A 13,767-nucleotide genomic window follows, 5' to 3' on the forward strand; every position below is an offset into this window, starting at 1 on the left:
AATCGATGACAACAATGAACTGGATGCAGTCAACCCGGGGGGTGGTTTCAGCAGGCGCGGTCACCATGCGCAAGAAGCTGGTCTGTGCGGCATGCATTGCGTCGCTTGCTTTGGCCGCCACGCCGGCCTTTGCCGATGACATACCAATACGCTGGCACAGCCGAATGGTCCATGTGTCCGTGGAGGGCAAGGATATCAAGGACGTCTTGCGAGACTTGGCGTCCAGCCAGGGTGTGCCCGCGACGATATCCGGCGATGTTCACGGTAAGGTCACGGGCCGTTTTGACATGCCACCGCAACGATTCCTCGAAACCTTGGCATCGACCTTCGGCTTCGTCTGGTTCTACGACGGAACGGTGTTGTCGATCAGCGACGCGAGCGGCGTGACACGGCAGGTCGTTCAGTTGCAGCACGCGAGCGTTGACGACTTGAAGGCGGCACTCGATCGACTGCGAATCACCAATCCAGCCTTCCCGTTGTCCTACGACGATACCCGCAATACGGTACTCGTCAACGGGCCGCCGCAGTACGTACAGCTGATCGCCGAGGTGGCGCGGCGAGTCGACGCGGCGGTGGCCCGGCAAGCCGGCTCGCAGGTACGTGTTTTTTCACTCAAGCACGCCTGGGCCGCTGACCATAATGTCGACGTCGATGGACAGCGCTATGTCGTTGCAGGTGTGGCCAGTGTCTTGTCGGCGCTATACCATCCTGAGAGCAAGGCGGGGCCGGGCGGATCGGAAAACGGCTCGCAGAGCGGCTTCGCGAAGGCTTACATGCGGCGCGTCGATCCAATGGCTGACGCTGGTGGCAATCTCGGCGGTATGGCAGCCGGCGGCGGACCGAACGGTTCCACGGTGTTGATGCCTCCCTTGCCGGACAACATGCCCGCGGGTACTGTGTCGCCAGGCCTGGCTGGGCTGTTGGGCGGGATCGGCTCAGGCGGCCGTACCGCGGGCGGGGGCATGACTGGGCTGCCGGGGCAAGGTGCAGGCGACTATGGTGGTGGCGCCGCGCGCTACACGGCTGGCTTCTCTGGTGACCTGGGTCCGGCCGCCGATACCGCGTCACTGCCCGTCATCCAGGCGGACGAACGCACCAATTCTGTGTTGATCCGCGATTTACCGGAGCGCCTGGCACAATACCAGTCTCTGATTGACGCGCTTGATGTCAAGCCACGGCTGGTGGAAATCGAGGCTCACATCATCGAGGTTGACGATGATGCGCTCAAGCAGATTGGGGTGGACTGGCGGGCACACAACAGTCATGTCGATTTGCAGACCGGCAATGGCTTGCACAGCCCCTCTTCATACAACGGCACCCTCAATCCCACATTTACGTCCAATAGCAGTGACGGCACGACCGTCATCAGTACCGCGCCTCTTGGCGCGTCCCTGACGGCCGTGCTGGGCAACGCCGGGCGCTACCTGCTGGCGCGGGTGGACGCGCTGCAAAGTGCCAATCTCGCGCGTATCGACGCAAGTCCGAAGGTCGCGACATTGAGCAACGCGGAAGCCGTCATGGATCACAAGACACGCTTTTTCGTCCGCGTGGCCGGCTACACGTCGGCAGACCTGTACAGTGTGTCCACGGGCGTGTCATTGCGTGTTCGGCCCTTGGTCGTGGAGGAGGATGGGCGCACGCAGATTAAGCTGGAAGTTCACATCGAGGACGGGCAAGTGACTAATCAGTTGGTCGATAATATCCCTGTTGTCACGACTAGTACGATCAATACCGAAGCGTTTGTAGGCCAGAACGAAAGTTTACTGATAGCGGGATACCGAACAGACTCCTCGTCCAACCTCGAAACGGGGATACCGTTGTTGTCGAAGATTCCGCTGATCGGCGGCTTGTTCAGGTACCGTAGCGACCAGCGCAGTCATATGGAAAGGATCTTCTTGTTATCACCGCGCATCATTGAGTTCTAGGATCGGCGCCACGGACGCCGGGCACTGCCATTCGTGCCTGGCGTCGAGCACGCATTCCACCGTCGGATTGACGTCGTCGTGGCGACGTAAAACGTTTTTGTCACCGAGCGACATGTGGGCCGTGGCAAGCGGCGCCTCAAGGGGGCTATCCATCATCGCAGACGTCGCGGTATCGGCCTCGATAGATTCAATCCGATAGCCATGTGCATACATGGTGCGTAGACGCAGGCCATGCGTGCCATGCAGTTCCAGTTTTTTGCGCAGCTTGTAAATATGTTGCTCCAATGTCCGGCCCACGATGTCCTCGGAGCTGCTCCATACCGCGCCGGCGATTTGCCGACGGCTGACATATTCTCCGTAGTGTGAAAACAGCAGCCAGGCAATCGCGAACTCTCGCGGCGTCAGCCGCACCGCGTCGCCGTTGACGCGGACAATGCACGTATTCGGATCGAGACGATAAGGGCCGCACTCGATCACGCCGGCATGGTCTGTACGACGGGCGACATTGAAGCGCCGGATCGCCAGATGCACCCGCAGCAATAATTCTCGTGGATCGATGGGTGTGAGCACAACATCATCTGCGCCAGCATCCAACACGTGCACGATACTCGCTCGGTCCTCGAGCGCCCCGATGACGATCAAGGGCGCGCGACGGTCCGCATAGCAGGCTCGGCGCGCGAGGAATGGCCGCAAAGGGTTAATTCCAATGGCTGAGTCGACCAAGATGGCTTGAAATTCCTCACGATAGGCTGCACGGGCGAGCGCCACATCGTCGACGAACTGTTGGCATGGTTCATCGTCGGCCTTGAAGCATGCTTCGATGAATTGGAATAAACCTCTATTTCCGGTAAGAATGGCAATTCCCATTTCTTCTCCAGTAGATTCTTAATTGAACCGCTTTTCGCGACTGGCGCTATGTCAGGGAGCGGGCAGGGATGCGACATCCCGACTGTACGGCAATATGAGTGCCAACTATGTAACGCGTTGTTTCAAACAAGCGAACGCGCATTGCTTTATCCGCACTGTAGGTGAGTTGTCGAAATCGCTGTCCAAAATTTGTCTTATGAGCCAGGATTAGATTTTTGAGATTTGGAGAGTCGGTGCGGCCGTTTGTGTTGTGTTGTCGGATACCGCTGTGCAGGCCGTCTCCGACTCACGCAGCGGGCAAGCCCCGCGTAGCGATAGTGGGATGGCTGCTAGAGCGGACGGCTGTTTCCGGGCAGCCTGCGCTAAATTGATGTGTATGAATTTTGAAAGGAAATTGTGATACTTCAGCTGGCGGTATATTGCTGTTACCTCAAATTTGCCGCCTACCGCAGGCACGGCATCGACATAGGTATCGTGCCATTGGAACCCTTACCCTTTATTGCAACGCGTGTAAAACTGATATTCTGATATTGAAATACAAGCTGATTTGGCATTGGGCTTATACTATGTGGCGCGGCTGGCGTAACGGGGTCGATTACTCGAAGAATGATAACGGGAGAGCCGGGATAACTTGACCGGCCGAAGCTGAGTTCGAGTTGTAGAACCAGCCCTATTTTAAAGTTACTAGCTAGCGCAGTCAGTCAGCCCAGCCCGGCCCAATCAGCCTAGAAAGCTAGCCGGCACGGTTGCGCCGTTAAAATCGGTTAGCCGGCTAGGCGGCATACGCCATTATGGTGCTCGGAAATTCTGGCGCGATAACGGCGCAGCCGGTACCAGGTGCGCCGTTGAGATGCGCGTTGCCATGGCGGCGTACCGGCGCGTGGTCTGCCGCCGTGACTGTCAAGTCTTACTGAGAAGAAAAACCACTCAGGATTCGTCGTCTCGATGGTGACTAGGATGCCGCGTACGTGAGCACGCCGCTGCTTTGCTGGTTCGTTGCTAGGGGAGCCGCGTCTTTGAGGCGGTAGCCGCAGCGATACAAGGTTCGAAGCTGCACACCATGTGTACTGTTCAATTCCAGTTTTTTTCTGAGCCGTAACGTGAAACAGCGGCTAGGCACACGCGAACTCCCGCGGCGTGAGGCTTAGCGGGCGTTCGCTGAGCCTCACCAAACTAGGAGCGATGATCCAGCCGATAGGGCGGATACGCGAGAATTTCGCTGTCTTGTGTGCGGTGCTGGCGCCTCAGTCCTTGATTGGCAAACTGGATTATGAGTATCAGTACGCGAAAATACAGGGTGCGAACACGACATCGTCGGCGCCCGCGTCCAGTAGCTCGTCAACCGTGTTGCCCAGGTAGGCGGCAGGTTGGCGGCGTTGCGCCGCGCCAGTACGGTAACCGGCATTCAGCGTGCACACGCCACGGCATGCTCAATCTGTGCGCGTATGTGCTCGCGACCGTCGCTGTCCATGCCCGAGGTTTCGCCGCCTGGGTGCATATTGAGCTTCAGAAAGGTGGCGACCACGGACAAGGCGACCGGATTGCCGTCTCCTAACACCAACTCGACGTAGCGCCGCCACTCGGTATCCCGCAGGTGATAAAGGCAGCACGCGATCAGTGCAGCACAAGCCGCGCTGCCTTGATGACGTGCTTCTATCGGCTTGAGCACGCGTAGCGCACCGATCCAGTCCGACTGTCGCACACGCAGATTCGCTTCGCTGAAGTCGACTTGTGTTGACGATGGCCTGAGCACGCGCAACGCTAGCAGCAGGTCGTCGAGATCTTCGGTTGGCACACTGGCCATGCCCAAGGCGAAGAGCCGCAGCAGCGCGCCAACTGTCTTGTCGCTGCAGTTTAGGTAGGAAGCGCGGCGAACGGACGATAGCGCATTCATGACGATGTCGCAGTGTGTGATCGGATTTGACGTGTCGCCGGCTACGTGCCGACGACCCTGTCGATCGTATGTCGAAAGGGTCAGCGCTTAGGTCATGCGCGCGAACTCGTGTATGGATATCGGAAATAGGGACCCGCGCTGGGCCGACTTCGCGTCTGGCGGCGTGCGCAATGGATTGCACGTAGTGGGGTTGAGCTGATTGCCGAGCACTTCATGCTGATAGTCGTGTGGTCCGATAACCGCGGGTCATCCGTTGGCTTGATACCTTCGTCGATTGGTCATGTGTCGCATTGGTCCTCCAAATATATATAGGCAGTGCTAAAAATAGTAGTATTGTTAAGGATAACAATAGATTAGGGTAGGGGTAAGAAGTGGGATCATGGTGCGACTTCAGCGGCGATGCGTCCTCCGGCGATTGCGCGAGTCACTCTTTGACGATGCCGATGGATGTCCGGTTTGCGTGCTGATAGAGGCTAGCTCAATGCTATCCGTACCCAATCCGCGTATCAGGGTTCACATTTATCGCATGACATATCGATTTTGTTTGCTCCGATTGTGACGAGCGTCGGTAACGAGCATGGGCCGTCACGCGGTTCGTTGACTGAGGCGACGGCTTCGCATAATCGCCATGGTGGCTCACGATTGTCGAATAAGCTTCTGCTCCTCGACACTGACACTGTCATCGTGGCGATTGCATTCTTCGCCTGCAGACGCGTTCCAACTGCATCGTCAGCGCGGAGCGCGAATGCGCCAACGCGTGGCTCGGCCACCGCGACCACGTGGCTTTCGCGTAACCGCGCCTTCCCATGGGACGTGTTGAGCCGCGAGACTCCAGATATGCGTCAGCCGCCGTGATACACCGGTCGGTCCGTGCCTTAACCGTCGATATCTAACCGCATTCGCCTGGCGTGGCATTGGCGATATGTTGACGCTTGGATGCGACTTATATGGCCTTTGTGAGTGGAATAATTTAATGAGCGTGCCCGATTTATTGGCGAATTTTGAAATTGCTCAACGAGTTGCATATGGCCCAGCAGACATATCCCTGTTACTTTCCGCACGAATATTCTTGTCCGATTGCATTCGGAAGTGCGTAGACATACATTCCGCTTACATCCCGTTCCAAAGGCAAGCGCCTACAAGGGGAGTCGAATGAGAGGATTCAGTTATGCAAGGCCAACGTTGATGCAACAGATCGCGTTCGGGCGCCGCTCGAGTTTCCTCATATTTAGAGTGTCAGATAATTTGCGCATGCTTGGCATCGTTGCGGGAATAGCGCTTTCAGGAGCGGTAGCGGCCGCGGATAATGTTTATGTTAAGAATAATGGTGTCGGCCCGCTCGATCCTGCCTTTTTAAGTGCTGCGAAAGACGCCGTGGACCATTACAACGTTGACCAGCTATCTCCAATGGTGTCGCCGATTCCACGGCGCTTGGGTTCCAGTAGCCAGCGTGACTTGACCAACCCCGGCATTGAAGGCAACAATGAAATTAGGGCACGCCTTGTTATCCAAAGCAATTCGCGAAGTCCGCATCACGTCAGCTCCGAAACTAAACTTGAACCGGATCCGAGCGTGGACCGGATGATTCTTCAAATTAAGGAGATGAAGGGAAAAGCTGAGATAGCCCTCAAAACGGCTGTCCCTAAGAGAACGGAGTCGAATTCCCCTTCGTCCCTGAGTGATAATTCTGTGCCGCTGTCCGACTTCATGAAGCAGGCATCCGTGTTGGAGCGGGCGCATACGTCCATGTTGGAGGAGGCGCGTAAAACGGTCGTTGAGGCGATATCGGAGTGGCAAGCGGCCACCAAAGAGGGGGAAGCGGCCAACAAAAACTTGTCGAAGATCAGCGAACAGTGCGCCGCTGTAATGCACATGAACAACGTCTACGTGCGCTTGCTTGCGAAAGCAAGGGCGGAGAAAGCAAAGGCCGAGGAAGCAACGGCGCACATTGCTGTTGCACGGCCGGCCCCTGATGAAGACAGCAACGTTGTCAATACATCTTTCCCTGCAGGTTCAATCGAGGCTGGGCATCCAGACTCGGACCGGCATCTAGAGTCAGCCCAGCCTGCACCAAGCGGATCGACATCTGACAGTGAACCTCCTAATTATGCACTACATCGTGAATGGCTGCATTCGGTGATCGCCGAGATCTCAACGACGCCGTTGAGGTTACCCCCGGGCATTAGCATCGATGACGCTCGCGTGTCCGTCGGGGCGCCAGGTAGCGAACGCAAAATCGTCAACGTCGCGCGTGGCACCCACTTCACCGACGCAGTCAATAAGGGGCAGTTGGATGAGGCTGTCGCCCGCGTTGATGGCGACGCGTCCGCCGGCATCGCGTCGGCGATGGCCGTCGCCGGATTGCCGCAGCCCACTTCTGCTGGACGAAGCATCGTGACAGCATCCAGTGCGTCGTACCGCGGTAGGCCGGGCATGGCATTGGGCGTATCGCACGTGACGCCGGATAACCGTTGGGTAATGAAACTTGCCGCAAGTGCCAATGGACGAGGCTACTTCGGGGCGGTCGCGGCAGGCGGTTTCCAATGGTAACGGAGCGGTCGATGGCTTGCAACACGACGTCGCGCGTGGTTTGTATCGATGAGGCTTACCCCATTTGGCGTGTGATTGGCGTGACGGAGCCGAATCGTAGCACAGGCGGCCGGGCGGCCCTGGGTCTGTGGGCATGTCGTGGCAGCCCGCTGTGGCGCCGACCCAATGCCATGGATGCTTACGGAAAGATGAAAGCAAACCAGCGGATACCCGCCATTAGTTTTCGCCCATCCGACGCGCAGTGTTCGAAAACCGGCAATGAAGCTTACGATGCATGTTGATGCATTGGCTCTTGCCAAAGATAGTTTTGACAGGCCATATGGGATACTTAAGACATACAGAGTTATTGGAGGAAGTCAGGGGCGAGGTCGGGGTAACCAAAGCTTCAACTGACCGGGTCGTCGTGATCTTTCTCTACGAGTCGTTCTCGCTGGCGGACGTCGCTGCGGTGGCCGATGTGCTTAGCGTCGCAAATCGGGTGCTGGAGCGCAGCAGCGAATGGCGCAATCGCTACGTGGTCAGGCTGATGTCCACGCGTGGCGGCGTGATGGCGTCAACTTCGGGCATTCGCGTATGGACAGATGGACTCGACGCCCGCTATTTCGGCGCTTCCACGGATACGGTGCTCATCGCCGGTGGTCCAGGTGCCCGCGCGGCTTCCGAGGATTTCGGGCTGGTCGGCTGGTTGCGTAAAATCGGTCCGTCCACGCGGACGGTGTGCGCGGTAGGTGAGGGCTCGATGGTGCTGGAAGCAGCCGGCGTGCCTGCTTGGCCTGAGCAAAGCCTGCGACGCATCCGCTCGTCGCCAAAGCCGGGGCCCGCTTCCGGTTGTGTCTCGGACTGCTATCGATCTAACGATGGCTTTTTTACTGCGATGTCGCTGGTTTCGCGCGATTACAGCCAAGAGGTTGTTCGGGACGTGGCTGAGTTTCTCATGCCCCGTTGCGCACGCCGCGTCATCGAATGGATGGGGCATCCGACCGCGGCAGTCAGCGACACGATTCGCGCTGCAGCGCGTCGGTTGCAGTCTGGATGCGAGCGTGCGTTATCGATTTCGGATGCGGCACGGGCAGCTGCCATGAGCGAGCGTAACTTCCTGCGCCGTTTCAAGTTGGAAATGGGTATTACGCCATCGGAGTTTCTGCTCCGGTGCCGCTTGGAAAAGGCATGCGAACTGCTGGTCCGCTCAGACTTGCCGGTCGATAAAATTGCTCGCCGGACTGGCTTGGGCAGCGGTGTTCGACTGGCGACATTGTTCCGCAAGCGCATGTTCACGTCGCCGACGTCTTACCGCAACGCCGCCCGGCGACGCATGGATCAACCCTGATTGTCTCACGTGCAGCCAATACGCGGCGCGACGCAACCATCGGATGAGTGCGGCCGCCACGTGCGACGCCGTGTCATGGCGGCGGCTTACCCGAGTGACGGGTGAACGTATGATCATGGATATGCAAGACAGCCTGCGCAGGGAACTGGATATCTACACCAGACGTTCCAAGGCGTTGGCTGAAGCAGCATGGATCGACGCCAGCCGCGTGATTGATCTCATCGCCCGGGAGGGCTTGGAGGTGCGCTATGTACCCAAGATCGCCGCGTCGGACTTGCAGTGTGTTGGATTCAAGGCTCAGGCCCGTCTCAAAGGGACATCGGGGCGTGCCGGAACGGACAGCTTCCTCGGTTGCCTAGAGCGTACCGGCATCGTCAGCCCAGTCGATGTGTGGCTCTGTGAGGAGGTTGAGCAGGCCATTGGCCAGTGGGCGCAGCGAGAGATGTACCCGGCTGTTTCGATTAAGCTTCATCCGGATACGATGGCATGTGGTCCGGCATTTGACGAAGTGATCAAGGCGTTGCGCTACTTGAATGTCGAGATAGAACTTGGCGCGGGTGTGTCGCTTGCCAAGGACAGCACGCTAAGTTGTGTTGGGCGTTTGCGTGACAGCGGCGCAAAAATAATTATTGACGACTTCGGCGCTGGCTACACAAATTATCAGCGACTTATCGGTGCGCATTTTGACTCGGTCAAACTGGATAAAAACCTTATTTGCGGATCGGATTGTGCCCGAGGGCGCGTCGTTCTCGCCGGCGCATGCGACCTGTGCCGCAAACTTGGTTTGAATGTTATCGCGGCAGGCATTCAGACGCGAGAACAGTTGGAAATCGCCAGAACGCTGGATATCGATTTTTTCGAGGGGCCCTATTTCGGACTGGAGTTGTCGTGGGACGAGGCAAGCGAGTATCTTGCCATGCAGCGCCTGCGTCACACGGCCTGAACGACCAAGCTGAGCGAACATCATGCGCTCGTTGAGATTTGCCAGGTCCGCGCTCCTCGTGCTGATGGTGGGAAGTATCAGCTTCGAGGCGTTTCGCATTGCTTATTTGCTGTATTACGGCGGCGCGGCACAAGTGCTCGACAACGTCGCCGAGACGTTGCACGCGCTTTGGATCGGTTGGCGATTTGACTTGAGGGTGCTGTCGATCGCGATCCTAGGGGGGCTGCTGCCCGTCTTCGTGGTAACGAAGTGGCGCCCGCTCAAGCGTGCCGCCGGGTTGCTGCAGCGCCTGTCGATCGCAGCGATACTGCTGTGCGTCAACCTGGGCTCCGCTTGCCAATTCTATTACTACGATTTCTATGGCAGCCCGTTCAATCCGATGGTGTTTGGGTTGCTGGGCGCCGATCCGTGGGGGACGCTGGCGGCGGCGCGTAGTCAGTATCCGGTCGTGCGATGTGCGCTACTGATGGCGCTCGTCACCGCTGTGCAGATGTGGGTCATCCTGCGGCTTTCCGGGAGCGCGCGTATCGATCGAAATGAGCAAGCGCGGCCTCGCGAACGCATGCGTTGCGTGCTGGACGGCGCAGTGCTGGTCGTGTTGCTGCTCGGCTTGGCCCGTGGTGGCCTGGGCGAGTCCGCGCTCGACTCACACGATGCGCAGATTTCTTCGCGCGGATGGGTCAATGACTCGGTGCGCAACGCTGCACAGGCGCTTTACGACGCCTATGTCGACCGGCGCAGCCAGGCCAGGATCGACGAGGATCCCGCATGTCAATTGGCGCGCTACGGGTTCCGCTCCACCGATGAACTGGCTCGCGCCGTCGGCGCCGCCTCCGGTGCGCCGCCGGACCTGGAAAGCGTGGTGTTCCGCCGCACCCCGGAGAACCGATTTCTGGCTGCGCATCCACCCCATGTGGTTTTTGCGCTGATGGAGTCCTGGGGCGCGCATCCGCTCGAATTCAGCACGGCCTCCATCGACGTGGCGGGCGTGATGGCAGAGCACTTGCAAAGCGATTACCTGTTCCACAACGTTTTCCCAGCACGGCTCGGCGGCCACGCGGCGCTCGAGGCGCTATTGCTGAACTCGCCGGTTTCGCCGCTGACGCAAGGTGACCAGGGATTCGTCACCTATTCGACATCGGCCGCGCTGCCGTTTAAGACTAAAGGCTATCGAACTGTATTCGTCTATGGCGGCATCGGTGCGTGGCGGTCTGTGGCGCGTACGATGCGGCGTCAGAACTTCGACGAAGTGTACGACATGGCAGCCATCATCGGCAGGTACCCGGACGCAAAACGCACGATTTGGGGCGTGTACGATGAGTACCTGTTTCGATTCGCGTTCGATTTGCTGGCTACTCGCGACGCGCTAGGCCAAAAGATCTTTCTGTTCGTCATGAGTACAACGAACCGTCCCCCTCACACCGTGCCGAGTCATTATTTACCTCCACCGCTGGACTTGAGCGACATGCGCCGGCATTTTGCAGCCGATTTCGACAAGGGCAGCCGCATGATGCAAACGTATCAGTATGCCACTCACCAGCTGGGGATGTTCATCAGTCGGGTCGAGGCCGCGCCATTCGGCAGCAAGACCATTGTCGCGGCAACCGGCGATCACCCCATGCGTGGGTTGTTCCGGTACCAGCGGCCGGAGCAGAGCCGAGAGCTGTATCGTGTACCGGGCTTCTTCCGTGTGCCGCCGCGGTACCGTCCTAGTTTTGTGCCGGATTTGCAACGCTACGCCGGGCACGCAGATTTCTTTCCGACGCTGTACCATCTCGCGCTGTCTGATGCGCGTTATCCGGCGTTCGGGCACAGCCTGTTCGCGCCCGCTGCGCAGGCCGAGCAATTTGCCGTGATCAACTTCAAGACGATGTTCAGCCGCGACGGCGCGATGATGCCGCTGGTCGGCGAGCCAGCTGCATTCCGCTGGCAGCAGCCTACGTACGCGCTCGTGCCGGATGATGCGCCCTCAGCGCTGCTTAGCGAGCAGGCCGCACGGGCGCGGGCGCGGATTGCGCTGGCGGACTGGTATGTGCGCTACCAGGTCATTCGTGCGCGCACAGGCGAAGGATACTGACCGACATCGGCCGATGCGCAACGCAGACCGATCGGGCGGCCTCGGCTCCACGATGGCACTGGCATGACCGCCGCATTGGACGCCTAGTCTGCTGATCCGAGACCCGATCGCGAGACTTCGATGACCGTGCGCTGTCTGGACGCCTTGTTCGATTTCGCGGTCATCCTGACGCTGCTGGTGTCGTCGCCGCGGCTTCCTGGGACGAAGCTGGGCCGGCGGCGGAACGCCGCCATGCCGATGCAAGCGCGCGCATCTGGACATTGGCCGTGGTGTGCCAAGGCCCAACGCAATCGCCGTCGACCATCGCGCAACGGGGCCGCTAGGGTGCGAGTGTGCACTTGGTTGATGAGGGTAGCGTTTCATCCATTAGCACAGTGATACGATGGCCACCACCTTGACTGCCGCGCGTGCGGCGACGTGGCGCGTATTGGGCCCGGGCGGTGCAGGTTTGGCGTTGCCGTGAGCCGGCCTGTATTATGCGTCACACGGTCGCATCCACGGTGCGGGACGCAATCCATGCCGCAGGCGCCGGTATAATTTGCGCCATGACTCTTTCCATTGCCGAACATCATGCCGGGCCGCATGCCGATGCCGCGCATCGCGCAAACGCGGCGAACTGTCACAGCCTGCATCATGTCGACGAGCGTGTCGCGGTTGACAGCGGCGAGTCGAAGCGGCGTGACGTGTCGCGCTGTTCGGGCTGCGCGTTGCGCAACCTATGCTTGCCGCCGGAATTGTCGAGCGACGACATCGAGCAGTTTCATCAGGTCGTCAGCATGAAGCGTCTGGTGCGCCGTGGCGACGTGCTGCATCGTTGCGATGATCCGTTTCGCAATATCTTTGCCATCAAGACCGGCTCGTTCAAGACAGTCATGGTGCTGCGCGATGGCCGCGAGCAGGTTACCGGCTTTTACTTGCCGGGTGACGCGCTGGGCCTCGATGGCGTGTGCTCGGACCGCCATCGCTGGGATGCCGTCGCGCTCGAAGACAGCTTGGTGTGCATGGTGTCGTTTGCGCGGCTCGAGGCGTTCTGTCATCGGCAGCCAGCGATGCAGCGGCATCTGCACCGGATGCTCAGTGGAGAGATCGTGCGCGAATCCGGGCTTAGCGTATGGCTGGGCACGATGAATGCCGCGGAACGCGTGGCGGCGTTCTTGCTGAACCTATCAAAGCGCTTTGCCGTGCGGGGTTATTCGCCGAACGAGTTCCAGTTGAGGATGACCCGGGCGGAGATGGGCAGTTATCTGGGCTTGAAGCTCGAAACCGTGAGCCGGATATTGTCCGGCTTCAACCGAGCAGGGCTGGTCGACACGCAGGGCAGGAACATCCGGATTCTCGATGCGGCTGCGCTTGCCGCCGTCTAGGTGCGCCGGCGCCCGCCTGAACGGGGGCGCTGCCTGGCGTGCCGTGCGTCACTGCAGCGGTTGCCTGCCGTTAATTGGCGATATTCGCGCTGACCAGGAAGCTTGCTTCCGCTAACACGAGATAAGCCACCGTTCCGCTACTTGTTGCGGCTGCCCAAACCCACCGACCGGGCTTCGCGGGATGAGCGCGATCCATTCGCTTACGTCGGTGACGGACCACGCCTGCAGCGTGGCTTGCTGGGCTGGACGCAGCGTCGTACGCTAAGCCTGCGAGTTCAATGGCGTCGCCTTTTCGACACCACCGAAAACTTTGCTGACCAACCCGAACAATGTATCGATATCGGATTTTTGCGGGGCGGCAAGTTGTCCCGTGGTCACGACGCACGGATAGACTCCTTGGACGTGAGAGACGGACGCAGGCTCGGATGACTTGGCCGCGGAACTAGGCGGAAAATCGTACGCGCGAGCATGCGTCGAGGATCGACTGGCCAACCCGCGTCAGCCTCGGCGAGCGGCCGCCGCAGGCCTGGTCGTGTAATACGACGAGTTGGCGCTCGAGCAGCGTGCCAAGCTCGGCGCGACTCAAATCGATCTGGTCTGGCGAGTGCTTAATGAGCATGAGGGTCGCGAATTCGTGTGGACTCAACATTCTCGGCTCCTGACTAACAACCCCGGTTCTGTAGAAATGACTTGGGCTCGCAAAAAATCCGGTTAAATATGCCAATTCCCTCCGGCGACTGGAGAACAATTCGTTCCCCTACCATTGAACGGCATTTTTGACTGTGTCCAATGGATTAAGCGTGGTGGGTAGGTATTAATT

General features: G+C 58.9%; 10 protein-coding genes. 6 read left to right on the plus strand and 4 right to left on the minus strand.

Features of this window, described 5'->3' with window-relative positions:
- Positions 1 to 65: 65 nt before the first annotated feature.
- Positions 66 to 1,925: a type III secretion system outer membrane ring subunit SctC gene (gene sctC / locus KQH60_RS10265; RefSeq protein WP_237576352.1), complete on the plus strand. Its 1,860-nt coding sequence runs from the start codon at positions 66 to 68 to the stop codon at positions 1,923 to 1,925.
- On the opposite strand, the gene KQH60_RS10270 is transcribed toward sctC, so the two are convergent.
- From KQH60_RS10270 to KQH60_RS10280, 3 genes are all read right to left on the minus strand, one after another.
- Positions 1,902 to 2,792, minus strand: coding sequence for a response regulator transcription factor (locus KQH60_RS10270; protein ID WP_237576353.1), 891 nt, complete (start codon positions 2,790 to 2,792; stop codon positions 1,902 to 1,904). The two genes, sctC and KQH60_RS10270, sit on opposite strands and share 24 nt — an antisense overlap.
- Before the next feature lie 1,277 nt (positions 2,793 to 4,069).
- On the minus strand, positions 4,070 to 4,210 hold the full coding sequence (locus tag KQH60_RS10275) for a hypothetical protein (protein ID WP_237576354.1): 141 nt from the start codon (positions 4,208 to 4,210) through the stop codon (positions 4,070 to 4,072).
- The gene (locus tag KQH60_RS10280) at positions 4,198 to 4,686 is read right to left on the minus strand and encodes an HrpB1 family type III secretion system apparatus protein (RefSeq protein WP_237576355.1); all 489 of its coding nucleotides are present in this window, start codon (positions 4,684 to 4,686) and stop codon (positions 4,198 to 4,200) included. The genes KQH60_RS10275 and KQH60_RS10280 overlap by 13 nt, the downstream gene beginning before the upstream one ends.
- Positions 4,687 to 5,838: 1,152 nt before the next feature.
- Here KQH60_RS10280 and KQH60_RS10285 point away from each other — a divergent pair.
- The 5 genes from KQH60_RS10285 (at position 5,839) to KQH60_RS10305 (ending at position 12,947) form a co-directional block, all read left to right on the plus strand.
- On the plus strand, positions 5,839 to 7,236 hold the full coding sequence (locus KQH60_RS10285) for a YadA family autotransporter adhesin (RefSeq protein ID WP_237576356.1): 1,398 nt from the start codon (positions 5,839 to 5,841) through the stop codon (positions 7,234 to 7,236).
- Between the two features lie 403 nt (positions 7,237 to 7,639).
- The gene (locus tag KQH60_RS10290) at positions 7,640 to 8,563 is read left to right on the plus strand and encodes a helix-turn-helix domain-containing protein (protein ID WP_237576357.1); all 924 of its coding nucleotides are present in this window, start codon (positions 7,640 to 7,642) and stop codon (positions 8,561 to 8,563) included.
- A 115-nt stretch (positions 8,564 to 8,678) separates the two neighbouring features.
- Positions 8,679 to 9,506, plus strand: coding sequence for an EAL domain-containing protein (locus KQH60_RS10295; RefSeq protein WP_237576358.1), 828 nt, complete (start codon positions 8,679 to 8,681; stop codon positions 9,504 to 9,506).
- Positions 9,507 to 9,528: 22 nt separating this feature from the next.
- Positions 9,529 to 11,583, plus strand: a complete 2,055-nt coding sequence (locus tag KQH60_RS10300) for an LTA synthase family protein (RefSeq protein ID WP_237576359.1) — start codon at positions 9,529 to 9,531, stop codon at positions 11,581 to 11,583.
- 545 nt (positions 11,584 to 12,128) lie between these two features.
- Entirely contained in the window at positions 12,129 to 12,947 is an 819-nt protein-coding gene (locus KQH60_RS10305) for a helix-turn-helix domain-containing protein (protein ID WP_237576360.1), read from the plus strand.
- A gap of 442 nt (positions 12,948 to 13,389) precedes the next feature.
- Here KQH60_RS10305 and KQH60_RS10310 read toward each other — a convergent pair whose 3' ends face one another.
- Entirely contained in the window at positions 13,390 to 13,596 is a 207-nt protein-coding gene (locus KQH60_RS10310; protein WP_237576361.1) for a hypothetical protein, read from the minus strand.
- Positions 13,597 to 13,767 lie beyond the last annotated feature (171 nt).

The organism is Mycetohabitans sp. B8 (assembly GCF_021991875.1).
GTDB lineage: Bacteria > Pseudomonadota > Gammaproteobacteria > Burkholderiales > Burkholderiaceae > Mycetohabitans.